19 protein-coding genes are annotated in these 23,890 nt (G+C 77.1%); 9 read left to right on the forward strand and 10 right to left on the reverse strand.

The features are described from left to right. Positions 1-40 precede the first annotated feature (40 nt). From AC2TDM_RS14510 to AC2TDM_RS14530, 5 genes are all read right to left on the reverse strand, one after another. Positions 41-445 carry a hypothetical protein gene (locus AC2TDM_RS14510; RefSeq protein WP_484635110.1) on the reverse strand — a complete coding sequence of 135 codons (405 nt, stop codon included), beginning with the start codon at positions 443-445 and terminating at the stop codon, positions 41-43. 1 nt (position 446) lies between these two features. Then, a complete protein-coding gene (gene fliS, locus AC2TDM_RS14515) occupies positions 447-902 on the reverse strand; it encodes a flagellar export chaperone FliS (RefSeq protein WP_484635111.1) in 456 nt (151 codons plus the stop codon). Positions 903-1,019: 117 nt separating this feature from the next. Then, positions 1,020-2,393: a flagellar filament capping protein FliD gene (fliD, locus tag AC2TDM_RS14520; RefSeq protein WP_484635112.1), complete on the reverse strand. Its 1,374-nt coding sequence runs from the start codon at positions 2,391-2,393 to the stop codon at positions 1,020-1,022. Between the two features lie 150 nt (positions 2,394-2,543). Further along, on the reverse strand, positions 2,544-3,374 hold the full coding sequence (locus tag AC2TDM_RS14525; RefSeq protein WP_090031023.1) for a flagellin N-terminal helical domain-containing protein: 831 nt from the start codon (positions 3,372-3,374) through the stop codon (positions 2,544-2,546). A 102-nt stretch (positions 3,375-3,476) separates the two neighbouring features. After that, positions 3,477-5,018 (reverse strand): glycosyltransferase family 2 protein, encoded by a 1,542-nt coding sequence (locus AC2TDM_RS14530; protein WP_484635113.1) that lies wholly within the window; start codon positions 5,016-5,018, stop codon positions 3,477-3,479. 129 nt (positions 5,019-5,147) lie between these two features. Here AC2TDM_RS14530 and AC2TDM_RS14535 point away from each other — a divergent pair, with 129 nt between their 5' ends. Then, positions 5,148-7,925, forward strand: a complete 2,778-nt coding sequence (locus AC2TDM_RS14535) for a glycosyltransferase family 4 protein (RefSeq protein WP_484635114.1) — start codon at positions 5,148-5,150, stop codon at positions 7,923-7,925. Positions 7,926-8,138: 213 nt separating this feature from the next. Here the strand turns inward: AC2TDM_RS14535 and AC2TDM_RS14540 are convergent, their stop codons facing one another. Further along, the gene (locus tag AC2TDM_RS14540) at positions 8,139-9,008 is read right to left on the reverse strand and encodes a sigma-70 family RNA polymerase sigma factor (protein WP_090031272.1); all 870 of its coding nucleotides are present in this window, start codon (positions 9,006-9,008) and stop codon (positions 8,139-8,141) included. A gap of 619 nt (positions 9,009-9,627) precedes the next feature. Here AC2TDM_RS14540 and AC2TDM_RS14545 point away from each other — a divergent pair. The 6 genes from AC2TDM_RS14545 (at position 9,628) to AC2TDM_RS14570 (ending at position 14,853) form a co-directional block, all read left to right on the forward strand. Further along, the gene (locus AC2TDM_RS14545; protein WP_090031026.1) at positions 9,628-10,110 is read left to right on the forward strand and encodes a flagellar protein FlgN; all 483 of its coding nucleotides are present in this window, start codon (positions 9,628-9,630) and stop codon (positions 10,108-10,110) included. 90 nt (positions 10,111-10,200) lie between these two features. Then, the gene (gene flgK / locus AC2TDM_RS14550) at positions 10,201-11,652 is read left to right on the forward strand and encodes a flagellar hook-associated protein FlgK (protein ID WP_090031027.1); all 1,452 of its coding nucleotides are present in this window, start codon (positions 10,201-10,203) and stop codon (positions 11,650-11,652) included. A gap of 16 nt (positions 11,653-11,668) precedes the next feature. After that, positions 11,669-12,583 carry a flagellar hook-associated protein FlgL gene (gene flgL, locus AC2TDM_RS14555; RefSeq protein WP_484635115.1) on the forward strand — a complete coding sequence of 305 codons (915 nt, stop codon included), beginning with the start codon at positions 11,669-11,671 and terminating at the stop codon, positions 12,581-12,583. After that, the gene (gene fliW, locus AC2TDM_RS14560; protein WP_239078597.1) at positions 12,580-13,089 is read left to right on the forward strand and encodes a flagellar assembly protein FliW; all 510 of its coding nucleotides are present in this window, start codon (positions 12,580-12,582) and stop codon (positions 13,087-13,089) included. The genes flgL and fliW overlap by 4 nt, the downstream gene beginning before the upstream one ends. A gap of 137 nt (positions 13,090-13,226) precedes the next feature. Continuing rightward, positions 13,227-14,447, forward strand: a complete 1,221-nt coding sequence (locus AC2TDM_RS14565) for an EAL and HDOD domain-containing protein (RefSeq protein WP_484635116.1) — start codon at positions 13,227-13,229, stop codon at positions 14,445-14,447. An 82-nt stretch (positions 14,448-14,529) separates the two neighbouring features. Next, positions 14,530-14,853: a DUF2530 domain-containing protein gene (locus AC2TDM_RS14570; protein WP_239078598.1), complete on the forward strand. Its 324-nt coding sequence runs from the start codon at positions 14,530-14,532 to the stop codon at positions 14,851-14,853. Between the two features lie 39 nt (positions 14,854-14,892). Here AC2TDM_RS14570 and AC2TDM_RS14575 read toward each other — a convergent pair whose 3' ends face one another. From AC2TDM_RS14575 to AC2TDM_RS14585, 3 genes are all read right to left on the reverse strand, one after another. Next, on the reverse strand, positions 14,893-15,759 hold the full coding sequence (locus AC2TDM_RS14575; RefSeq protein ID WP_484635117.1) for a DUF3027 domain-containing protein: 867 nt from the start codon (positions 15,757-15,759) through the stop codon (positions 14,893-14,895). A gap of 2 nt (positions 15,760-15,761) precedes the next feature. Continuing rightward, positions 15,762-16,148: a cold-shock protein gene (locus AC2TDM_RS14580; protein ID WP_090031030.1), complete on the reverse strand. Its 387-nt coding sequence runs from the start codon at positions 16,146-16,148 to the stop codon at positions 15,762-15,764. A 148-nt stretch (positions 16,149-16,296) separates the two neighbouring features. Further along, positions 16,297-17,526, reverse strand: a complete 1,230-nt coding sequence (locus AC2TDM_RS14585) for an EAL and HDOD domain-containing protein (RefSeq protein ID WP_484635118.1) — start codon at positions 17,524-17,526, stop codon at positions 16,297-16,299. Positions 17,527-17,660: 134 nt separating this feature from the next. Here AC2TDM_RS14585 and AC2TDM_RS14590 point away from each other — a divergent pair, with 134 nt between their 5' ends. Next, positions 17,661-20,183, forward strand: a complete 2,523-nt coding sequence (locus tag AC2TDM_RS14590; RefSeq protein WP_484635119.1) for a helicase-associated domain-containing protein — start codon at positions 17,661-17,663, stop codon at positions 20,181-20,183. Positions 20,184-20,265: 82 nt separating this feature from the next. Beyond that, positions 20,266-21,927: a DNA repair helicase XPB gene (locus tag AC2TDM_RS14595; protein ID WP_484635120.1), complete on the forward strand. Its 1,662-nt coding sequence runs from the start codon at positions 20,266-20,268 to the stop codon at positions 21,925-21,927. Here AC2TDM_RS14595 and AC2TDM_RS14600 read toward each other — a convergent pair. Continuing rightward, positions 21,915-23,810: an RCC1 domain-containing protein gene (locus AC2TDM_RS14600; RefSeq protein WP_484635121.1), complete on the reverse strand. Its 1,896-nt coding sequence runs from the start codon at positions 23,808-23,810 to the stop codon at positions 21,915-21,917. The genes AC2TDM_RS14595 and AC2TDM_RS14600 overlap by 13 nt on opposite strands. Between the last annotated feature and the right edge of the window lie 80 nt (positions 23,811-23,890).

The raw sequence follows: 23,890 nt of genomic DNA on the forward strand, positions 1-23,890 counted from the left end.
CACCCGGATGGCGGAACGCGCCTGTCGGGAATCCCTATCGTCAGGTCTCGGAGTCGATGTAGACGGGAGCGGCCGCGGATCTCACGCGCATCGCGTCCGCGGCGGCGGCGTGCCGACGTCCGCTCGCGATGGACTCCGCGGTGCGCCGGGCGACGTCGAGCTGGCGGTCCAGCAGCGCCCGCGCGCGGACCTGCAGGCTGGCGGGCACGGGGCCCAGCCCCGTCGGGGGCACCCAGGACGCGCTCGCGCCCTGGTGGACGGTCGGCACGGCGGGCCCTGCGGACGGTGTGCCGCCGGGCACGACGGCCGGTGCCGCGTGCGCCTCCGCGAGGATCCGCTCGGCCGTCTCCACGTCGGTCTCGAGCTCGCCCAGCACCGCCTCCCAGCGCTGCCGCCAGAGGTCCTCGACACCGCCGCCGTCGGCGGGGCTCCCCGGCGCGGCCACGTCAGCCGACGCCGAGCAGACCGGAGCTGGGCGCGCGGTCCGGCGTGCTCTCGAACGCGGCCGCCGGCCGCTGGGCGGGGACGGACCCCCGCGCGATGATGGCCGCGGCCTCGTGCCACGCGGCCGCCAGCGGCGCCACGACGGCGCGGGTGCGCCGCACCCGGTCGGCGTCGGCGCGCACGTTGGCCTGCACCAGCTCGTCGACGACGAAGGCGTACACCGACATGAGCTGGGCGCCGCCCTCCCACTCACGGGTGTCCAGCGAGCCCATGAGCTCGGTGACGATGTCCTGCGCGTGGCACAGGTGGCGCGAGGCGGCGCCCCGGTCGGCGAGCCGCAGCGCGGCCTCCCCCCGGTCGAGGTCGAGCAGCAGACGGTCGTAGAGCATCGTCAGCAGCTTCGCCGGTCCGGCGGTGCTGACGGCGTCGGCGAGGTACCGCGACCGCGGGTCGTACATGGGTGCCGCCTCTCGGGGGTGCTGGTGGTGCAGGTGCGCCGACGGGTCGGGGCGCGCGCCGTCCTGGCCGCGCCGGCCAGGTGGTCACCCGGCCGTCAGACGGTGGTCAGCCGGTCGTCAGCCGTTCGTGCTGCTCATCGAGGCGAGCTGGGCGCTGAGCCAGCTCGACTGCGAGGAGGTCTTCTGCAGGGCGACCTCGAGCGCCGCGTACTGCTTCTGCAGGGCGGCCCTGCGGGTCGCGAGCCGGTCGTCCCAGTCGGCGATGCGCTGGCCGAGGTCCCGGACGAGCGCGTCCTGCCCCTTCACCTCGGAGGTGAGCGTCCCGCTCACGCTGTCGCCGGCGGCCTTCGTCACCCCGGCCACGGCCGTGGCGAGGCCCGACAGCACCGTCTGCACGGTGTCCGGCTCGGCGGCGAGGGCTGCGGTGAGGGCGTTCTCGTCGAGCGTGAACGTGCCGTCCCGGCCCAGGGTCAGCCCGATGCGGGCGATCGACGCGCCGCCGTACGTGCCCGAGGCGGTGCCCAGCAGCGACTGCTGCAGCGCACGCACGGCCGTGTTGCCCGACAGGACGCCGCCCGTCACCTTCGTCGCACCGTCGGTGCCCGTGGTCGACTTCACGGCCGTCTGGCTCGTGATCTCGCCCATGACGAGGTTGAGGTTGGACACGAGGTTCGTGGCGAGCTTCTTGCGGGCGTCGGTGTCGGGGGCGACCGAGACCGTCACCGGCTTCTCCTCGACCGCGCTGATGGTCACGTCGACGCCGGACATGAGCCCGGTGAAGGTGTTGGACGCCTGGGTCAGCGTCTGCTGCGCGCCCGTGCCCGGGAACAGCGTGATCGTCGCGTCGCCCGCGGCGCGGATGGGCTGGAGCGCGAGGGCGGCGCTCGTGCCGGCACCCGTCGTGTAGGACACGGAGAAGGACGACTGCGCCCCGGTCGTCGACCCGGTGAGCTGCAGCCGGTAGGACGGCGCGCTCGCGGTGCCCACGTTGACGGCGGAGGCGCGGACGCCCGAGGCGGGGTCGTTCAGCGCGTCGACGACGTCCAGGACGTCGGAGCTCACCGCGGTCACGGTGCTCGAGGTGCCGTCCGCGCGCGTGATGGTGAAGGAGGGGGTGGCCGACATGTCGGTCGGCGGCGCCGCCAGGGACGACTGCGCCGAGGCCAGGCCGGTGACCGAGAACGTGACCGAGGCCGGCACCGCGCGGGAGGCGCTGGCCGTCACGGAGGTGGCCGAGCTCGTCGCCTTCGTCGAGGTCCAGGACTCGGGCTTCGCCGCCGCCTCCGCCGCGCCCTGCAGGGAGAGGTTCTTCGCGTTGAGCGACTTCAGCGCCGTGGACAGCGCCGTGGCCGCCGACTGCTTGCGGGTGAGCAGCGTCTGCTGCCGGGCGTCGAGCGAGACCAGGCTGTTGATGAGGCCGTCGGTGTCCAGCCCCGAGACGAGGCCGGAGATGGCGAGGGTGGAGCCGCTGGTGCCGGACACGGTGCTCATGGGGTGGTCGCCCTCCGTCGCGGACGGGCCGGCGGACGGGCCGGCGGTCGTGGTGCGGACATGCCACCGGCGGTGGACGGACGGGTGTCCGCCCACCGCCGGTGAGGGGTGCTGTCACGGGCGGCCGGGATCGCCGGCCGCCCGCGGGGATCAGCCCTGCAGGAGCGAGAGGACGCCCTGCGGGAGCGACTTGGCCTGCGCCAGCATGGAGGTGCCGGCCTGCTGCAGGATCTGCGAGCGGGTGAAGTTCACCATCTCGAGAGCCATGTCGGTGTCCTGGATGCGGCTGTTCGAGGCGGCCAGGTTCTCGGCCGCGACGTTCAGGTTGTTGATGGTGTGGTCGAAGCGGTTCTGCACGGCACCGAGCTTGGAGCGGACGCTCGAGACCGTGGAGATGGCCGTGTCGATCGCGGAGATGGCGGCGGTGGCGCCGGCCAGCGTGGTGACGTTGACCGAGGCGACGCTCAGGCCCGACGCGCTGGCCGTGGTGCCCAGCGTGACGGTGATCTGGTTCGTCGTGCCGGCGTTCGCGCCCACCTGGAAGGTGCCGTTGTAGGAGCCGTCGAGCAGCTTCTTGCCGTTGAACTCCGTGGTGGAGGAGATGCGGTCCAGCTCGGTCGTGAGCTGCCCGATCTCGTCCTGGATGTTGCCCTTGGCGGCGGCGGAGAGGCCACCGTCGTTCGCGGCCTGCACCGACAGCGTGCGCATGCGCTGCAGGATGGAGTGCGTCTCGGTGAGCGCGCCCTCCGCGGTCTGGACGACGGAGATGCCGTCCTGGGCGTTGCGGACGGCCTGGTTCGTGCCGTTGATCTGCGACTGGAAGCCCTGCGAGATCGCGAGGCCGGCCGCGTCGTCCGCCGCGCGGTTGATCCGCAGGCCCGACGACAGCTTCTCGAGCGAGGAGCTCAGCGACTTGTTGGTCGCGTTGAGGTTGCCGTAGGCGTTGAGGGCGGCGACGTTCGTGTTGACAGAGAGACCCATGGTTCTCGTCCTCCTTGATTCGGGTCGGGCGGCCCATCCGTGGGCACACCCTGTCTATCGGGTTCCCCGCCCACCCCTTGAGGTGTTCGGGAGGTCTTTTCTTCAGGCGCTCGCCGCGCGGCTGACGAGGCCGGGCGCGACGACCGACAGCTCGGACAGCAGCGCGTCCTCCTCGTGCGGCGCGACGAGCTCGAGCACGTCCTCGAGCGCGTCTGCGCCCCGCACGTCCCGCCACACGTCGTAGGCCAGTGCCGCGGCGATCGCACGGTCGCGCGGCTCGCGCGCCTCGTCGCACGCCACCGCGACGAGCGTGCAGTCCTGCTCCAGGCCGGCGCCACGCAGGCGCGCGGCCCACCGGGCCGTCTCCTCCAGGTCCATGACGGGGTGCAGCCGGGACGCCGCCAGGAGCGCCGCACCGCTGTCGGGCCGCACGGCCACGAGCACGTCGAGGACCCGCAGGGCCTGCGTGCCGGGCTCCGTGAGGCAGCGGGCGACGAAGGGCGGCCACAGCGGCGCGGGCATCGCCCCCGCGACCTCGGCCAGGGCCTCCTCGCCGAGCAGCGCGAGCAGCACCATCGGCGGCCCGGGGGCGAAGCCGCGGGCCGCGGCGTCGACCGCCACCCTGCGCGCCCGGGCCGTCTTCCCGACCGTCGCCAGCGCCCACACCTCGGCCGCGGCGAGGGACCGGCGGTCGAGCCGCACGAGGTCCTCGTCCACGGAGGTGGTCGGCACGTGCTCGAGGGCCTCGAGGGTCGCGGGGGCGTCCCCGGCCGCCGCGGCGAGCGTGGCCCGGACCGCCCAGGGCTCGGCGGGGTTGGACCCCGTCTCCTCCCACCGCTCGAGCCAGCGCTCGCGCAGGTCCGGCCGGCCCGCCTCGTCGGCGGCCCCGACCATCGCCCGGGCCAGCGTCGTGGTCGTCCGGCGCGTCATGTGGCCCTCGGCGACGAGCCGCTCGGCGAGGTCGATCGCCTCCTGCGCCCGGCCGACCAGCACCCAGGACCGGGCGAGGTTCGCCTCACGCGTGGCGACCTCGACCGCCGGACGCCCCTCGGCGCGGGCCGCCTCGAGGTCCTTCTCCGCGATCTCGGCGTTGCGGCGGGCCTTGTCCCGCTCGGCGAACCGGTCGGTGTCGTAGCCGGAGTGCCGCAGGACGACGTCCGGCAGCGCGCGCACCAGCAGGGGCCCGCCGCCGTCGAGCACGAGCTGCTCGTGGAGCTCGCCGACCCAGTGCACGTCACCCCGGCGGTGCACGCGGATGACGGAGGCGCCCACGGGGTGCTCTCCCGGCGCCGCCGTGCTGACCTGCAGGACCGAGTGCACCGGCGCGCCACCGGCGCCCAGGCGCCTGCGGAGCTGGTGCGGGTCGCCCTCGAACACCTCGTCGGCGTCGATGCTGAGCACCCAGTCGGCGGTCACGTGCTCCAGCGCGCGGTTGCGCGCCGCGCCGAAGTCGTCGTCCCAGTACCCCTCGACGACGCGCGCGCCGCACGCCCGCGCGACCTCGACCGTCGCGTCCGTCGAGCCGGTGTCGTAGACGACGACCTCGTCGGCCCAGCCGACGGACTCCAGGCAGGGCCGCAGCACGTCCTCCTCGTCCTTGACGATGAGGACGGCCGCGATGCTGAGCCGTGCGCGCGTTGCCATCGTTCCTCCAGGTCCCGGCCCGGTGGTCCGGGCCCTCCTGTGGCACGATCGTCCGGCCGGGGCGCGCGCTGAGCCGTTGCGGCGAACGCGACGCCTCAGACGGGTGACCTCGCCGCCGATCCCTCAGGCATGTGGTTCGCCGACCCCGCCGCCCGCCTGCACCTCGGCCTCGCGCCCGACGCGCCGCTGCGCGTGCGCTGGGAGGGGTACCTGCGCAACCCCTCGGGCTACGGGCACGAGGGGCGCCACCTCGCCCTCGGCCTCGCGCGGGCGGGGTGGGAGGTCGTCGTCCGCACGGTCCAGGACGTGCCCGGCTTCGAGGCGGCGCTCCCGGCCGGGGACCGCGCGCTGCTCGCGGAGCTCCTGGCCCGCGAGCCCGGTGACGAGGACGTCGTCGTGCAGAACGTCGTGCCGAACCTCGTGGGCCGGCGCGCCCAGGGCGGGTACCAGGTGGCCCGGACGATGTTCGAGTCGGACGGCCTGAACCCGGCATGGCTGGCCCAGCTCCGGCAGGTCGACGAGGTCTGGGTCCCGACCGCCTTCAACGCCCGCACGTTCCCCGCCGCCGGCCTCGACGTGCCCGTGCACGTCGTCCCGGGCGGCGTCGACACCGCCCTCTTCGCCCCGGGCGCCGCGCCGCTGCCGGCCCTCGCGGACGGCCCCGGCACGACCTTCCTCGCCGTCGCCGCGGACGCGGCCAACCGACGCAAGGGCTGGGACGTGCTGCTCACCGCCTGGGCGCTGGCCTTCGAGCCCGGCGACGACGTCCGTCTCGTCCTCAAGGTCGACGGTGCGGACACGGGCTCGCCCGACGCCTGGGGCGTCGGCGAGGTCGCCGCGCGCGTCGAGCGGGTCCGCGCACGCACGGAGCGCTGGGTCGACGCGACCCTCGCCGCGCTCGGCCGCAACCGCTCCGACGTCGCCCCGGTGGTGGTGCTCCCCGACCTGGTGCCCGAGGCCCTCATGCCCGCCCTCTACGCCGCGGCCGACGCCGTCGTCATGCCCAGCCGCGGCGAGGGCTACGGTCTGCCGGCGCTCGAGGCGATGGCGTGCGGCGTGCCACTGGTGGCCACGGACTGGAGCGGGCTGGGCGACCTCCTCGACGAGGGCGTCGCGCTCCCGGTCGACGTCGAGCGCCTCGTCGAGATCAGGCCCGACGAGATGGGCCCCGTCTACGCGGGCCAGCGCTGGGCGCAGCCGTCCGTCCCCTCCCTGGTCGCGCAGCTCCACCGCGTGGTCGACGACCGGGCGGCGATGGCGGCCGTCGGTGCCGCCGCCAGGGAGCATGCCGTGCGGGCGTGGGACTGGTCCGTCGGCGTCGCGGCGGCCGCCGCGCGCCTCGAGGCGATCGGCCGCCGGGTGCGCCGCCGCCCCGCCGCGCCGGACGCCGTGCGCGTGCGCTGGGAGGGCGAGCAGTACAGCACCCACAGCCTCGCGCACGTCAACCGCGGCATCTGCCGCGAGCTCGTCGCCGACCCGCGCGTGCACCTCGAGGTGGCGACGCGTGAGGTCGACCCGGTGCCGGACCTCGTCGCCGGGAGCCCCGACGCGCTGCTCGGTGCGACGGCCCCCGTGCACGACGTGCCCCAGGTGACCGTGCGCCACCAGTGGCCGCCGGACTGGACCCCGCCGGCGCGTGGCGCGTACGTCCTCGTGCAGCCGTGGGAGTTCGGCGGCCTGCCGCAGGAGTGGGCCGACGGCGCCCGGCTCGCGGACGAGATCTGGTGCTACTCCACGTGGGTGCGCGACTGCTACGAGCTGTCCGGCGTCCCGGCAGAGAAGCTGCGCGTCGTCCCTCTGGGTGTCGACACCGACGTGTTCTCCCCCGACGGCGACCGGCACCCGCTGGCGACGACGAAGGGCACCCGGCTGCTGTACTGCGGCGGGCCGCTGCCCCGCAAGGGCATCGACGTCCTCGTCGCCGCGTACCTCGACGCCTTCACCGCGGACGACGACGTCTGCCTGGTGGTGAAGGCGCACGGCACCCGCACCACCTACCCGGGCAGCCGGGACCACCTCGACGAGCTGCTCGAGCGCGCGGCGCTGCCCGGGGCGCCGGCCGTGGAGGTCATCGACGAGGACCTCACCACCGCCGGGCTGGCCGCGCTGTACCGCGCGTGCGACGCCCTGGTGCACCCGTACCGCGGCGAGGGGTTCGCCCTGCCGGTCGCCGAGGCGATGGCGTGCGGGCTGCCCGTGGTGGTCACCGCCGTCGGCGCGACCGCGGACTTCTGCGACGAGGCGACGGGCTGGCTCGTGCCCGCCGAGGTCCGCCGGCTGCGGACGCACACGTTCGGCCCCGGGGCCGCGAAGTACTTCTGGGCCGAGCCCGACGCGGCCGCGCTGGGAGCCCTCCTCCGCGAGGTCGTCGACCGGCCCGACGAGCGCGTCCGCCGTGGGGCCGCCGCGCGCCGCCGCATCGCGGAGGGGTTCACCTGGCGGGCCACCGCCCGGGCGGTCGCGGACCGGCTCGCGGAGCTGGCGCACGTCGTGCCGCTCGCGGAGCGTCCGGTGCCGGCACTGGCCACCCGGTCGCGTCGGACCGTGCTGCACGTGCCGGGCCAGCACGAGCCGGGACGACCCGGCGGGGGCCTCGTGACCCAGCGCTCGGCCGGCGCCCAGGCGACCGACGCCCTCGTCACCTACCTGGCGACCTACCGCGCCGGCGACGACATCTGCCTCGTGCTGCCCGTCGCGCCCGACCCCGCGGCCGTGGCCGAGGCCGTCGAGGACGTGCGGGCGCGCATCGCCGCAGCCTGCCTGCCCGAGCACGAGGTCCCCGAGATCCTCCTGGTCCCGGCCGGTCCCGACGAGCTGCCGGCCCTGCGCGCGATGACCGCGTGGAGCACCGACGACCCCGGCGTCGACCTGCCCGCGCTCGGTCGCCGCACCCCCGTCGCGCGCTGAGCGGTCCTCCGCGTCGTCCCCGGTCCGCGCGTGCGTGGGCCGAGGACGACGTCGTCCCCGGCTCGTCACACCCTGCGCCACCCTGCGCCACCCTGCGCCGCCCTGGGCCACCCTGCGCGGGACGCACGACGGCCCCGGGGCGTGAGCCCCGGGGCCGTGCGGTGAGCTGGGTCGTGCGGGTGAGCGGTGCGTGAGCGGCGCGTGGTGCCGCGGTCAGGCGGAGACGCTGGCCAGGCCGGCACCCTCGTCGTACAGGGTGACGCCCGAGGTGCGCGGCGAGGGCAGCACGCCGGCGGGGGCCATCGCGGCGCGGGCCGCGACGGAGGCGAAGTACTGCTGGCGGCGGCGCTCGGCGACGCCGTCCGGACGGGCGGCGGCCGGGACGAGGTCCGGGTCGAGCGCGGCGTTCATGCCGTCGCGCAGGAGGGTGAGCGCCTCCGTGCGCAGCTGGCTGATGCGCGACTGCGTGACGCCCAGCTCCTCGGCCAGGTCGACGACGGACCGGTCCTCGAGGAACAGGCCGGACACGACGAGGCGCAGCCGGTCCGGGAGCGTGTCGACGGCGGCGCGCAGCCAGTGCAGGCGCTCGTCGGCGAGGAGGGCCTCCTCGGGGTTCGGGGCGTCGTCCGGCATGATGTCGGCGACCGGGCGCTCGGTGGCGTCGATGCTCAGCACCCGGCGCTCGGCGTCCTGGCGGGCCTTGTCGACCGTCTCCACGTCCGAGCCCAGCGCGCTGGCCAGCTCGTGCCGCGTGGGCGTGCGGCCGAGCGAGGCGGTGAGCCGCTCGGAGGTGCTCGCGAGCTCGCGGACGCGGTGCCGCGCCCCGCGGGTGGCCCAGTCCATCGAGCGCAGCTCGTCGACGAGCGCCCCCCGGATCCGCAGCGCCGCGTAGCGCGCGAAGGGCACCCCGGTGGTGGGGTCGTAGGCGCGGGACGCCAGGACGAGCGCGAGCTGGCCGGCGGAGGTCAGCTCGTCGCGGGAGACGGTCGGGGGCACCCGGTGCAGCAGCTCGCTGACGTGGTACCCGACGAGGGGCAGGTGGGCCAGGACCAGCTCGTCCGGGCTCTGGGGGAGGTCGCTCACGCAGAGGGTGTCGGCCTCCGCAGGGTCCGCCTTGAGGGGTGCCGCCGGGTGAGTGAGCACGTGCGGTCGTCGACCCGCTCCGAGGGTCGGGCGAACCGGGCGCACCGGGCGGCGCGAACCGCCCGGACCGGACGACTCACCCCCGCCCGGTCACGACGCTGTGATGCACGTCACCGCGCGGTCCTCTCCCGAGCGCCCGCCCGTTGCCGACCGTGCGCCCATTCCGCGCATCGACGACCGGGTCGGCCCGGTCCGGCCCGGCTCGGTCCAGGAGGGAGCCGCGCGACCGCCGTCCCGGTCGCACCCGGGCATCCCGGGAGCCCGTCCACGGCGGCCCCGAGCCGGGTGCCCGCCGTCACGGGCGCGGCTCGGCCGGCGCGGACCACCGTGACGCGCCGCGCCTCACCCGCCGGCGCTGGTCCCCCCGGGTGACGTGCGGTCGGTCCGGGACGCCGGCGGCGGTGCCACCGAGGACGTCGCGGCGCCGGGCACCAGGGGCGCGGACCGGGACCACCCGATCGGACCAGACGTCTCACCCGCCCGGACCCCGTGCCGATGAGGTGCGTGACAGGGCACGGCGCGACCGGCGCCGCCCGCGAGCGGGACGAGGTCGGACCCCATGGCGCTGAACCGGCTCTCCGAGGTGCTGTGGCGTGAGCGCCACCTCCTCGAGACGCTGCTCTTCAAGCTCGAGGAGGAGCAGCTGCTGCTCAGCAGCGGCCGCACGCGCTGGCTGGCCCTCGCGACCGCCGAGGTCGAGCACGCCCTCGACGCCATCCGCGAGGCCGAGCTGGCCCGCGCGGTCGAGGCCGAGGCCGTCGCCGTCGAGCTCGGCGTCGTGCCGGGCTCCAGCCTCGCGGTCCTCGCCGCGCACGCGCCGGCCCCGTGGGACGAGCTGCTGCGCGCGCACCGCGACGCCTTCGCGTCCCTCACCGCGGAGATCGGGCACCTGGCGGACGGCAACCGGGAGCTGCTGGCCCTGTCGCACCGCGCGACGCAGGAGACCCTCGCGGCGCTCCAGGACGACGTGCGCACCTACGACGGGTCGGGCCACGCGGCGGCGACCTCGCCGCTGGCGCACCTCATCGACCGCTCCATCTGACCGATCGGACGGCCGGGACGACCCGTCCCGCGACCGTCCGCCCGCCCCGCGCGCGGCCCCGGCCACGCACCACCAGGAGGACACCGGACCGTGAGCACCTTCTCCGGGATCTCGACGGCGCTGAGCTCGCTCGTCGCCCAGCGCCAGGCGCTGGACGTGACGAGCCAGAACGTGGCCAACGCCAACACCGTCGGCTACACCCGCCAGCGGGCCACGCTCGTCGCGTCCCCGACGGCGATCAACCCCTCCATGTTCTCGACGGCGTCCGGCGTGGGCGACGGCGTGCGCGTCACCGGCGTGGCCCGCCTGGCCGACGCCTTCCTCGACGCGCAGGTGCGCTCGACGACGAGCGGGGCCGCGTTCCACGCCGTCCGCGCGACCGCCTACGACACCCTCGAGACGTCGCTCGGGGAGCTCGACACCGACAGCTCCCTGTCCGCCGGCATGAACGACATGTGGGCCGCGTGGGGCGACCTGTCCAACCACACGGACCAGGCCGCGACGCGGACGTCGGTCCTCGACCGCTCCGCCGCCGTCGTCGACCGCATCGGCGCGCTGTACCAGGGCGTGCGGACCCAGTGGACGCAGGCGCGCGACCAGACCGTGGCCCTCGTCGACCAGGTGAACTCCACCGCGGCGACCGTCGCCGACCTCAACCGGCGCATCCTGTCCGTGCAGAGCCTCGACGGGAACGCCAACGAGCTCATGGACCAGCGCGACCAGGCGGTCACGACGCTCGCGGGCCTCGTCGGCGCCACCGCGCAGACGGGCCAGAACGGCACCCTGTCGGTGCTCGTCGGCGGCAACGCGATCGTCGAGGGCTCCTCGGCGCGGCCCGTGCGGCTCGCCGGCGCCACCTCCTTCGCCGCTGCGACCGGGGCCGCGGCCGCCGTGCCCCCCGTGGCCGGCGACCCCGTCCGGCTCGTGTGGGCCGACCGCCCGACCTCGACCGTGGGCGTCACCGGCGGCTCCGTCGCCGGGCAGCTCTCCGTGCTCGCGCCGCCGGACCCCGCGGGCGGCGGCGGCGTCCTCACGGAGGCCGCCGCCCGGCTCGACGCCGTGGCCGCCACGCTCGCGGGCCAGGTGAACGCGGTGCACCGCACGGGCTTCACGCGCACGGGCGCGGCCGGCGGCGACGTCTTCACGTTCGCCGCCGGTCAGCCCCCGGCCCTCGGCCTGCGCGTGGCGATCACCGACGGTGCGCTGCTCGCGGCCTCCGGGTCCGCCGACCCGGCCGCGGCGCTCGACGGCCGGGTGGCCGACGCGGTCGCCGCCCTCAGCACGTCCACGACGGGCCCCCAGGCCCGGTGGACCTCCGCGGTCGTCGAGCTGGGCAACCGGTCGGCGAGCGCGAGCGCCCGCGCGACGGTCTCGGAGGACGCGCGCGCCGCGGCCGCCGGGCAGCAGACGTCGAACGCGGCCGTCGACACCGACGAGGAGACCGTGAACCTCATGGCGTACCAGCGGGGCTACCAGGCCGCCGCGCGGGTGCTGTCGACCATCGACAGCGTCCTGGACTCCCTCATGAACATGGCGAGGTGACGAAGTGATCGGCCGCGTGACCCACCAGACCGTCCAGCGCTCCAGCCTGGCCAACCTCCAGGTGAACCTGGGGCGGATGGCCGAGCTGCAGGCGAAGCTCAGCTCCGGGAAGAACGTCCAGAAGCCGTCGGACGACCCGGCGGCGACGTCGGACATCCTCCTGCTCGACCGCCAGGCCGCCCGCGTCGCGCAGTACGAGCGCAACGCCCAGGACGCCACGACGTGGCTCAACGTGGCCGACACGACCCTGCAGACCTCGGTGAAGAGCCTCACCGCCGCCCGCACCCTGCTCGTCCAGGCCGGCAACGGCGGGTACGGGCAGTCCGAGCGGGAGGCGATCGCCCTCGAGCTCGAGGGCATCCGCGACGACCTGCTGCGCCAGGCCAACACGAGCGTCAACGGGCGCACGGTGTTCGCCGGCACCTCCGACGCGGGCGAGGGCTGGACCCTCGGCACCGACGGGTCCGGGGCCCGCACCTACACCCACACCGCGTCGGTCGCGGGCGCCACGACCCCGGTCCTGCGCCGGGTCGGCGACGCGGTGACCGTCCGCGTCGACGCCGACGGGGCCGCCGCGTACGGCGACGGCGCCACCTCGGTGTTCGCCGTCCTCGACGCCGCCGCGACGGCGCTGCGCACCGGCGGCGCCAACGGCCCCGACGTCACGCCGCTCCTCCAGAGCGTCGACGGCCGCCTCGAGGCGCTGAAGGCCGCCAACGCGGCCGTCGGCAGCCGCCAGAACCTCGTCCAGAACGCCCAGTCGGACCTCGCCTCCGCCTCGCTCACGGTCAAGGACCAGCGCGCCCGGGTGCAGGACATCGACCTCGCCGCCGTGACCATCGACCTGCAGGCCCAGGAGATCGTGTACAAGAGCGCCCTCGCCGCCACCGCCAAGACCCTCCAGCCCTCCCTGCTGGACTTCCTCCGGTGAGCGCGGCGACCGTGACCCCGCACCCCCTCGACCTCGACCTCGACCCGGCCGACGCGCCCGGGACCGTCGCGGTCCTCGGTCCCGACGGCCGCACCGTGCCCGTCCCGGACCGGCTCGCGCTCGTCGAGCCGCTGCCCGGGCTCCCCGGCTACGACGTCCTCTCGCTCGAGGCGCTGGACGACACCGCGACCCTCTTCGCCGCCCGGTCCCTGCCGGGCGCGGAGGTGCCGCTGCGGCTGTTCCTCGTCGCCCCGGGCGCCTTCTTCCCCGCCTACCGGCCGGGTACCGCCGCCGCCGTGCGCCTGCTCGACGAGGGCGCCGGCACGGCTACGGGCACGGGCACGGGCGGCGCCACCGTGCTCCTCGCCGTGGTGCACCCCGTCGACGAGGACCACGAGGCGCCGACCGCCAACCTGCTGGCACCGGTCGTCGTGGACGTCGCCTCCGGGCGTGCCGTGCAGACGGTGCTCGAGGGCGACTGGCCGCTGCGGGCACGGCTCGCATGAGCTGGGCCGACACGCTGCGCGGCGCGCGGGGCACCGCCTCCGCCGGCGCGGACCGGACCTCGTCAGCAGCACCCGGAGCACCGTCCGTGGCACCGCAAGACGTCGCGGCCCTCCGGCCGGGACCGGGAGGGGGCAGGGTGGACCCGCGTCGGCACGCCGGCGTCGGGCGGCCGGCCGTCGGCTCGACCATCCAGCGTCAGCCCGTCGTGCACCCGGACCGCAGCGTCTTCGGCTACGCGCTGCGCGCGAAGGTCGTGGGGCGCGCCTCGGGCACGGTCGACGACCGCGCGGACCGCGTGCGCGACGACGAGTACGGCCTGCTCGACCTCGACGCCCTCGGCGGGGACCGGCCCGTGGTGCTGCGCGCCACCGCCGGCATCCTGGCCGGGACCACGCCCGTCCCGCCGTGCTCCTACGGCGTGGTGCTGGAGGTCCCGCACGCCCTCGCGGTGCGTCCGGACACGGCGGAGCGGATGGGTGCGCTGCGCGCCGCCGGCTACGCGCTGGCCCTCGGCGACTTCGCGGGGACGACGTCGCAGGAGGTGCTGCTGCCGCTCGTCGACTACGTGAAGGTCGACCTCGGCCTGGACCCCTCGCTCGTGCGGACGCTCGCCGACCGCGCGCACGACGCGGAGGCCGTCGTCGTCGCCGAGCGCGCGGACACCGCCGCGCGGCTCGAGCTGGCCGCGCAGATCGGCGCCGAGCTGCTGCAGGGGCCGATGTTCCACCGGGACCCCGCGGTCGAGCCGCGCCGGTTCACCGCCGGGCAGCTGCAGTGCCTCGAGCTCATGCAGATGCTGTCCTCGCCGCAGGTCGACCACGCGGCCGTCGTGCGCGTCGTCAGTGCCGACCCCGAGCTGTCGATCCGGGTGCTGCACCTCATCAACTCCTCGGCGTACGGCCTGCGCCGGCAGATCGACTCCGTGCACCAGGCCGTCGTGCTCGTCGGGCCGAACCAGCTCGCCGCCCTGGCGACCGCCTCGCTCGTCGACGCCCGCCCGACGAACGTCGGCCCGCTGTGGTCGATGCTCACCCGCGCGCGCACCATGCACACCCTGTCCGGGTCCGACGCGGGCTACACCGTCGGGCTGCTGTCCGCGCTCGCGGCGCAGCAGAAGGTCGCCGTCGCGGAGATCGTGCAGCGCACGGGCGTGTCCGCCGAGGTGGCCGCCGCCCTGACCGACCGGTCCGGCCCCTGGGGCGCGATGCTCGAGGCCGTCATCAGCCACGAGGAGAACGACACCGACGCCGTCGCGCGGACGGGCCTGGAGCCGCTCACCGTGGCGCAGGCGTTCCTCGCCGCGGTGCCGGAGGCGCTCGCGATCGCCTCGGCCCTGGCCGTCGTCACCCGCGGCTGACGGACGGGTCGACGGCCGGGCCCGGCTGACGGCTGGCCCGGCTGACGGCGGGGCCCGGTCGGCCGGGCGCTAGGCTCGGGCCGTGCGCGCGCTCATCGGGGTCCTCCTGCACCCGCGGCGCACCGCCCCGCCCCCGCTCGCCATCGACCTGCGGGTCGTGGCGCTCGCGGGGGCGCTGCTGTGGACGGTCGCCGGCGTCGTGTGCGTCGTCCTGGCCTCGTCGGGGTCCATCACGTGGCGCCCGGTCGAGACCTGCGCGGCCGGCGTGGTGCTCGGGCTCGTCGGCGCCGCGTGGGCCCGACGTCAGGGCCCGGACGGGCAGGTCGGCCGGCAGGGTGTCCACCAGGGCGCGCCGCACGACGAGGACCTCGACGGCCCCGTCGACGGGAGCCTGCCCCCGCGCTGAGGTCCCCGAGCGGGACCGTCCTGCCGCGGACGTCACCGCTCAGGCGACCGGCGGCTCCTCGGCGGCGTCCGCGAGTCCCTCGGCAACGGGCTCGTCGGCGGCAGGCTCGTCGGCAGCGGGCTCGTCAGGGACGGCCTCGGCGACCGGGGCCTCCGGGGCGGCGGCGATGCGCACGAGCTCGAGCCGCGTCTCGTCGACGAGCGGGTCCGGTGCGGGCCAGTCGGACGGCACGGGCGGGACGTCGGTCTCCGAGTGCGCGCCGCACCCGTGGTCGAGGCTCACGACGCGGCCGTCGTCCGACGACCACTCGTTGGCGCAGACCCCGAACACGGTGCCGAGCGAGCCCTGCAGCGGCACGAGGAAGCCACAGCCCGAGCACGGCGCCGCCGACGCGACGGCGCCCGGCGTCGTCGGGCCGTGGCTGCCGCGGTACCAGCGGGTGGCGGCCTCGTCGCGGCCGGCCGGCGACAGGACGCGGGCCCGGGCCAGCGCGAGCTCCTCGATGGCGACGTCGTCGAGCTCGGGGTCGCCCGACGGCGTCCAGCCCGGCTCCAGCCGGGGGTCGTCGGCGCGGAAGGGCAGCACGTCGCCGGGGCCGATGTCCCCGGGACGCAGGCGCTCCGCCCACGGCACCCACGGGGCGCCCAGCAGGGCGTCGGGCCCGGGCAGCAGCACGGACTCGCACACCGTGGCGGCCCGGCCGCGCGGGACGCGCGCGAGCGTGACGGTGAACTCCCAGCCGCGGTACCCGGGCGCCAGGCAGGCGAACCGGTGCGAGACGAGCCGCTCGGCGTCGACCACCGTGCCGAGGTGCTCGCCGACGTGCCCCGGCTCCTCGGCCGTCTCGACCGCGGCGGCCCGGGCCACCTCGACCGCGCCGACGAGCAGCGCCTCCTTGACCGCCACGCTCAGGCCTCGTCGAGGTCGTCGGCGACGGCCCGCAGGAGGGTGGCGTACTGCCCGGCGCGCGCCTTCTCGGGGTAGCGGCCGCGGCGCAGGTCGTTGCCGACGCGGTCGAGCACCTTGATGAGGTCCTCGACGATGACCGCCATGTCCTCCGCGGGCTTGCGCGCCGCCCGCACGACGGACGGCAGCGGCTCCAGCATCGTCACCGAGAGCGCCGACGGGCCGCGCCGCCCGTCCGCGACCCCGAAGTCGACCTTGGCGCCCGGCTTGGGCGCCGTCACGCCCGCCGGCAGCGCGGAGGCGTGCAGGAACACCTCACCGCCGTCGTCGCTGGCGATGAACCCGAAGCCGCGCTCGGTGTCGAACCACTTGACCTTGCCCGTGGGCACCGCACACCCCTGTCCTGCGTCCGCAGATCTCCTCGCGCCGGCAGGGCACCCGCCCGAGCACCCGCCCGAGCACCCGCCCGCGCACCCGCCCCGCGGGCGCGCGCCGTCGCGCCGGTCACCGACCGACCCCTGAGGTTACCCTCCGCCGTCAGTCCCCGAGCGCGCCGAGCACGCTGCGGGCACGCCGCACGCCGGCCAGGTAGGCGGTCGAGACGCGCAGGGCCGTGTGCGGCGGCGCGATGTCCGGCACCTCGTCGGCCTCCTCGGCGCGCAGGTAGGCGTCGAGCGCGTCGCAGGCCGCCGTGACGTCCGCCTCCGGGGCCGACCAGGCGAACCAGCCCTCGACGACCGTGCGGTCCTCCCCCAGCAGCTCCGAGACGAGGCGGACCACCTGCTCCGTCGCCGCGGCACGCGGGTCCTCCGGGGCCAGCAGCTCCGCGGCCGCCGTGCGCGCCAGGCACCGCACCGCGAGGTCGTCGTCGGCGTGGCCGCTGGACCCCACGAGCTCGAGGACGAGCATGGCGCTCAGCCGCTCGCGCCCGAGCATGACGAGCGCCTGGTGCAGCGTGCGCACGCCGTGCCGGGCCCCCGCGACCGAGTTGCACGCGCGCAGCGCCTTGAGCGCCAGCGCCGGGTCGGCCGAGACGAGCTCGGTGATCTGCGGGAAGGACACGCGCGGGTCCGCGAGCTGGGCCAGCAGGCGCAGCGCGGTCGTCGCGCTGTGGTGCAGCGAGGTGCGGGCGACGACGGACGGGCGCCGCAGGTGGTAGCCCTGGAAGAGGTCGAAGCCCGCCGCGACGGCGTCGGCCAGGTCCTGCTCGGCCTCGATCCGCTCGGCGACGAGCTCGACGGGCCGTCCTGCCCCCGCCCGCAGCCAGTCGACCATCGCGGGCAGCCCGCCCGGCGGCACGTCGCGCAGGTCCACCTTCGCGAAGTCCGCCAGCGGCAGCAGCCCCGCCCGGCGGTCGCCGGGCACGACGTCGTCGATGGCGATGCGGAAGCCCACCGCCCGCAGCGCCTCGATCCCCCGCACCACGGCCTCGTCGGGCTCCACGCGCTCGAGCACCTCCAGCACCACCTGGGCCGGGTCGAGCGGGACGGGCAGCTCCAGGGTGAGGAAGCGGCGGGGCAGGTTGACGAACAGCGGCACGTCGCCGGCCAGGTCGCGCGGGTCGAACTCCGTCGTCACGGCGGAGATGACGCGCGCGGTCGCCACGTCGTCGTCGAAGGCCGCGCCCTCGCCGGCGACGACGGCACGCGGGTCGGGGCGGAAGAGCAGCTCCTGCGCGCGCACCCGGCGGCGGGCGTCGTAGATCGCCTGCCGCGCCACGCAGACCACCTGGCTGCCGACGGGCAGCGCGGCGACGTCGAGCTCCATGCGCGCCCCCGTCCGGCCCGTCCCTGCGTCCCGCGGCGCACGCGCGCCACCCCCCTCCCTTCGGCAGCGGGGGGCGAGGCTTGAAGGAAGCGCCGCCGGGGCGTGCGGCGCGCGGCCCTCGTAGGGTGGTGCGGATGGCCACGTTCCTGGACGACCTGCGGGCGCGGGACGACAGCGCGCTCGCGGCGCTCCTGCGCGCCCGGCCGGACCTGGCCAGCCCGTCCCCCGTGACCCTCGCGAGCCTCGCGGTGCGCGCCACGGGCCGGACGAGCACCGACCGGGCGCTGGCCGAGCTCGACGCCACGACGCTGCAGGTGCTCGAGTCCGTGGTCGTGCTCGACGGCGCCGGCACGCCGCCGACCCGCGCCCGGCTGCACGACGCCCTCGGGGCCGACGACGACGTCGCGCGGGCGGCGGTCGACGCCGCGGTGGGGGCGGCGCTCGAGCGCGCGCTGGTGCTGGAGGGACCCGGGGGTGAGGACGCCGGGGGCGGCGCCCCGGGCGTCGACCGCGTCCTGCGCGCCGCGCCCGGCCTGGCCGACGCGCTCGGCCCCTACCCCGCCGGCCTCGCGCCCGCGACCGTCCCCGACCCGGCCGGCACCGCCCCGGGGGACGACGACCCCGCCGGCGCCGTCGCGGCGCTGCTGGCCCAGGCGCCGACGGGCGCCGCGGCGCTGCTCGACGCGCTCGTCTGGGGCCCCCCGGTCGGGGTCGCCCCCGCGCCCCGGACGCCGGCCGCCGCGGCCGTCGCGGCCCTCCTGCGCGCGGGCCTGCTCGCCCCCGGCACGGGGTCGCACGTCGTCCTGCCGCGCGGGGTCGCGCTGGCGCTGCGCGGCGGGCGGACGCACGCCGCGCCGGCCCTGCCGCCCGCGCCCGGCGCCCCCGCCCCGGGGCTCACCGACGCCGGCGTCGCGACGGAGTCGGCGGCCGCGGCCGAGCGGGCCGTGCGCCTCGTCGAGGCCCTGCTGCGGCTGTGGGAGCGCACACCGCCCCGGGTGCTGCGGGGTGGCGGGCTCGGCGTGCGGGACCTGCGGCGGACCGCGGCGGCGCTGGACGCGGCGGAGGACGAGGTGGCCGTGCTCGTCGAGGTCGCGGGGGCGGCGGGGCTCGTCGCGGACGACGGCGAGGAGCTGCCCGCGTTCCTGCCGACGGCGTCCTCGGACACCTGGGCGGCGGGCGACCTGCCGCAGCGGTGGTCCGCCCTCGTCCGCGCGTGGGTGGGGACCGTGCGGGCGCCCTGGCTCGTGGGCACGCGCGACGAGCACGGCAGCCCGCGCGCCGCCCTCGACCCGACGGTGCAGCGCACGTGGGCGCCCCGCCTGCGCCGGGAGGTGCTCGTCGCGCTCGCGGCGCTGCCGCCCGCGGTCGTCGCCCCGCCGGAGGGGGTCCTCGCCGCGCTGCGGCACCGCGCCCCCCGGTCGGTGCCGCCCGAGCCGGCCGTCCGCGCGGTGCTGGCCGAGGCGGCGCTGCTGGGCGTCCTCGGCGCGGGCGCGCTCGGGGCGCCGGGGCGCGCGCTGCTCGCGGAGGTGGTCCGGACGGGACCCGTGACGCCCGGCGACGAGGACCCGGTCGCCGCCGCGCTGGCGGCCGCCCTGCCCGAGCCCGTCGACGTGCTGCTGCTGCAGGCCGACCTCACCGGCGTCGTGCCCGGCCGGCCGGCCGACGAGCTGGCCGACCTGCTGGAGGCGGTGTCGGTCGTCGAGTCGCGCGGCGGGGCCCTCGCCGTGCGGTTCACCGCCGGGAGCGTGCGCGAAGGGCTCGACGCCGGCCGCACCGCCGACGACGTGCTGGCCGCGCTGGCCCGGCACGTCCCCGGCGGGCGCGTGCCGCAGCCGCTGGAGTACCTCGTGCGCGACGTGGCCCGCCAGCACGGGCGCCTGCGAGCCGGCACGGCGGACGGCTACCTGCGCTCCGACGACCCCGCGGTGCTGGCCGGGCTCGTCGAGGACCCGCGCCTCGCGTCCCTGGGGCTGTTCCGGCTGGCCCCGACCGTGCTCGGCGCCCGGGCCACGGCCGGCGAGCTCCTGGCGGCGCTGCGGGCGGCGGGCCGGGCGCCGGTCGCCGAGGGGCCCGACGGGCAGGTCGTGCACGCCGGCCCGGCCACGCGGCGCGCCCGTGGCCGTGGTCCCCGGGCGTCCGTGCCGCCGCCGCCCGCCCCGCCCGCGCGCGTGGAGGCGCTCGTCGCCCGCCTGCGGGCGGCGGACGAGCACGAGCGTGCGCTGGAGGCCGCCGGGGCCACGGCCGGGACCGGCCCGCAGGCGGGGGTCCCCACGGGCGACGGCGGCCCCGACCGCCCGGGCGACGCGGTCGCGCGCGTCGTCGAGCGCGCGGCGGGGGCCGTCCGGGGCACGTCGCCGCGGGCCGGGCGCGACGGGAAGGGCGACGTCAGCGGCGGGGCCTCAGGTGCCGCCGGCGCGGGGGGAACAGCCGACCCGGCGTCGGCGTTGCTGGTCCTGCGGCAGGCGGCGGCCGACCGGACCGCCGTGCGCGTCGAGCTCGTCGGGCCCGACGGGCGGCTGCAGGAGCGGGTGCTGCGGCCCCTGCGGGTGGACGCGGGCCGGCTGCGCGCCGTCGACCCGGCCCGTGCGGCGGAGCTGACCATCGCGGTGCACCACATCGCCGGCGTCCGCCCGGTCGACCCGCCCGACGCCCCGTGACCCGCCCGTCCCGGTCTGCCTTCCCGCCCGCCCGTCCCCCACTCCCTCCCACCGCTACTCCCTCCCACCGCTGGAGCCCCGCGTGCCTGACGGCCCCCTCATCGTCCAGAGCGACAAGACCCTCCTGCTCGAGGTCGACCACGAGCAGGCGGCGGCGTGCCGCCGCGCCATCGCGCCGTTCGCCGAGCTCGAGCGCGCGCCGGAGCACGTGCACACGTACCGGCTGACCCCGCTCGGTCTGTGGAACGCGCGCGCCGCCGGGCACGACGCCGAGCAGGTGGTCGACACGCTGCTGGAGTACTCGCGCTACCCCGTGCCGCACGCGCTGCTCGTCGACGTGGCGGAGACGATGTCGCGCTACGGCCGGCTGCAGCTCGTCGCGCACCCCGTGCACGGGCTCGTGCTGCACGCGCTGGACCCCGCCGTCCTGGCCGAGGTGCTGCGCTCGAAGCGGACCTCCGGCCTGCTGGGCGAGCGGATCGACGCCACGGACGTCGTCGTGCACCCCTCCCAGCGCGGCCACCTCAAGCAGGTGCTCGTGAAGCTCGGCTGGCCGGCGGAGGACCTCGCCGGGTACGTCGACGGGGAGGCGCACGCCATCTCCCTCGCGCAGGACGGCTGGACGATGCGGCCGTACCAGGAGCAGGCGGTCGACAGCTTCTTCCACGGCGGGTCGGGCGTCGTGGTGCTGCCCTGCGGCGCCGGCAAGACGATCGTCGGCGCAGGGGCGATGGCGCGGTCCTCGACGACGACGCTCATCCTCGTGACCAACACCGTCAGCGCCCGGCAGTGGCGCGACGAGCTGATCAGGCGGACCTCGCTGACCGAGGACGAGATCGGGGAGTACTCCGGCGCCCGCAAGGAGATCCGGCCGGTCACCATCGCGACGTACCAGGTCCTCACGCTCAAGCGGAAGGGCATGTACCCGCACCTGGAGCTGCTCGACGCGCGCGACTGGGGCCTCGTCGTCTACGACGAGGTGCACCTGCTGCCCGCCCCCGTGTTCCGCATGACGGCGGACCTGCAGGCCCGACGACGCCTCGGCCTGACGGCCACGCTCGTGCGCGAGGACGGGCGCGAGGACGAGGTCTTCAGCCTCATCGGGCCCAAGCGGTTCGACGCGCCGTGGAAGGACATCGAGGCGCAGGGGTACGTCGCGCCCGCCGAGTGCGTCGAGGTGCGGCTCACGCTGCCGGACACCGCCCGCATGACCTACGCGACGGCCGAGCCGGAGGAGCGCTACCGCCTCGCGGCGACCGCGCCGGGCAAGAACCGCGTCGTCGAGAGTCTCGTGGCGCGCCACCGGGGCGAGCCGACGCTCGTCATCGGCCAGTACCTCGACCAGCTGCACGAGCTGTCGGAGCACCTGGGGGCGGACCTCATCACCGGGGAGACGCCCGTCCGCGAGCGCCAGCGGCTCTTCGACGCCTTCCGCACGGGCGAGATCTCGACGCTGGTGGTCTCGAAGGTGGCGAACTTCTCCATCGACCTGCCGGAGGCGGCCGTCGCGATCCAGGTCTCGGGGTCCTTCGGGTCCCGGCAGGAGGAGGCCCAGCGGCTCGGGCGCATCATGCGGCCGAAGGCCGACGGGCGGACCGCGCACTTCTACACGGTCGTCGCGCGCGACACGGTGGACCAGGACTTCGCGGCGCACCGGCAGCGGTTCCTGGCCGAGCAGGGGTACGCCTACACGATCGTCGACGCGGAGGACCTCGAGCAGGGGTCGACCGGTCAGCGCGTGTAGGTCCAGGCCCCCGACAGGCGCGTCCACGGGCCCGGCGTGCCGTCCGGCTGGACCGTGCGCACGGTGACGTCGACGACGCCGGGGGCGCGCGGCGGGGACACGACGGAGACCAGCGCCGGCGCGAGGCGCGTCAGCGCGGTGCCGTAGGTGTACCCGACCTTCACCCCGACGACCGTCAGCGGGCTGCGGGCGGCGACGGCCTCGTCGCGCGAGGTCGTCGTGCCGTCCGCGAGCTGGCCGGCACCGTTGGCGCCCCAGCCCGACAGCGACCCGTCCGCCCCGACGACGAGGGACAGGTGCAGCCCGCCGTCCACCGCGACGGCGGCCGCACCGGGGGTCAGCGCGACGGGCTGCCGGACGGGCACGAGGTTGCTCGTGCCGCCCTCGTCGTCGGAGCCGCAGAAGTCCCCGCCGTCGTACCGGCAGTCGATCCGTCCCCACCACCACACGCCCCCACCGGCGTCCACGCCCAGCGCGTGGTCGAACCCGGCGCCGAGCCGGGTCAGCCGCACGCCGGCCGGCAGCGCGACCCGCACGGGCGCGAGCCGGTCGGTCCGCGAGCCGTCGCCCACCTGGCCGGCCACGTTGTAGCCCCAGCCGTAGGCGGACCCGTCGGAGGACAGGGCGTGGCCGTACCCCGCCCCGGCCGCGACCGCGACGACGCGCGCGCCGGCCGCCACGGGCACCGGGACGCGCACCGGTGAGCGGCGGTCGACGCCGGTCCCGTCGCCCAGGGCCCCCGCGACGTTCACGCCCCAGCCGACGACGGCGCCGTCCGCGCCGAGCACGAACGTCGTGTTCGTGCCGACGTCCACCGCCGCCGCCCGGACGCCCGCGGGCAGGGCGACGCGCACGGGACGCGTCCGCGCGGTGGCCGTGCCGTCGCCGAGCTGGCCGAGCGCGTTCTCGCCCCAGGTCCACACCGCGCCGTCCGTGGTGACGACGACCACGTGGTACGGCCCGGCGTCGAGCCCGGCGACCCGCACCCCGGCCGGCAGCGTCAGCCCGGCCCGCGTCGGCACGCCGAGCTCGCGCGGGGCCTGGCCGTCGCCGGCCGAGCCGTACCCCCACACCCACACCGACCCGTCGGAGGCGGCGGCGAGGCTGAGGTTGGCGCCGGCGGCCACGGCCGTCACCCGCACCCCGGCGGGCAGCGGCAGGGGGACCCGCACGGGCACGGTCGACGCGCTCGTCCCCGTGCCGAGGCCCGACCAGCGCGCCCCCCACGTCCACACGGAGCCGTCGTCGGCCAGCCCGAGGACGGCGTCGCCGCCCACCTGCACCTGCGTCCACGCGGCACCCGGCACCGGCACCCGCAGGGTCGTCCCGCCGGCCGCCGGGCCCGACGAGGGCGTCACCGCCGCGGGTGCCCCCGCGGCGGCCCGGACCGGCACCGAGTAACCGGTGGTCGCGCTGCCGGAGGCGTTCGTGGCCCGCAGGACGACCGTCGCGGTGCCGGCCGTCGTCGGGGTGCCGGACAGCACGCCCGACGGGTCGAGCACGAGGCCGGCCGGCAGGGAGCCCGAGACGACGGCCCAGCGCGTGGGGCCCGTGCCGCTCGCGGCCAGGACGTAGCGGTACGGCACGCCGACCGTGCCCGTCGTCGGCGCCTGCGACGTGACGGTGACGGGTGCGGTGGCGGCGGCGGTGGCGGCGGCGGTGCTGGCGGCTGAGGCCGCGGTGGCGGCAGCCGCGGTCGTGGCAGCGGCCGGGGCGGCGGCACCCGCGGCGCCCGCGCCCGTCACGAGGAGGCCCGCGGCGAGCGCCGTCGCGGTCAGCGGGCCGACGAGGGCACGCCGTCGCCGGTGCGAAGCCGCACCGGTCCGTGCCGTGCGCGGCGCGCCCCGCGCGCCCGTCGCTGTGGTCGTCCCGTCCTCGCGCACGGCGCCTCCCTCGGCCCGGCCGCGGCCCCCGCTGCGGCACCGGGGAGAGGCTCGCAGCCCCCACGGGTGAGCGGGAGGGA

This window comes from Cellulomonas sp. plas2, assembly GCF_057221735.1.

What these genes read in the sequence shown, in the direction of transcription:
- AC2TDM_RS14525 (WP_090031023.1), bottom strand. Translation starts at nt 3,374, where the DNA reads ATGGGTCTCTCTGTCAACACGAACGTCGCCGCCCTCAACGCCTACGGC.
- AC2TDM_RS14590 (WP_484635119.1), top strand. Translation starts at nt 17,661, where the DNA reads ATGGCCACGTTCCTGGACGACCTGCGGGCGCGGGACGACAGCGCGCTC.
- AC2TDM_RS14585 (WP_484635118.1), bottom strand. Translation starts at nt 17,526, where the DNA reads ATGGAGCTCGACGTCGCCGCGCTGCCCGTCGGCAGCCAGGTGGTCTGC.
- AC2TDM_RS14535 (WP_484635114.1), top strand. Translation starts at nt 5,148, where the DNA reads ATGTGGTTCGCCGACCCCGCCGCCCGCCTGCACCTCGGCCTCGCGCCC.
- AC2TDM_RS14545 (WP_090031026.1), top strand. Translation starts at nt 9,628, where the DNA reads ATGGCGCTGAACCGGCTCTCCGAGGTGCTGTGGCGTGAGCGCCACCTC.
- fliS (WP_484635111.1), bottom strand. Translation starts at nt 902, where the DNA reads ATGTACGACCCGCGGTCGCGGTACCTCGCCGACGCCGTCAGCACCGCC.
- AC2TDM_RS14530 (WP_484635113.1), bottom strand. Translation starts at nt 5,018, where the DNA reads ATGGCAACGCGCGCACGGCTCAGCATCGCGGCCGTCCTCATCGTCAAG.
- fliD (WP_484635112.1), bottom strand. Translation starts at nt 2,393, where the DNA reads ATGAGCACCGTGTCCGGCACCAGCGGCTCCACCCTCGCCATCTCCGGC.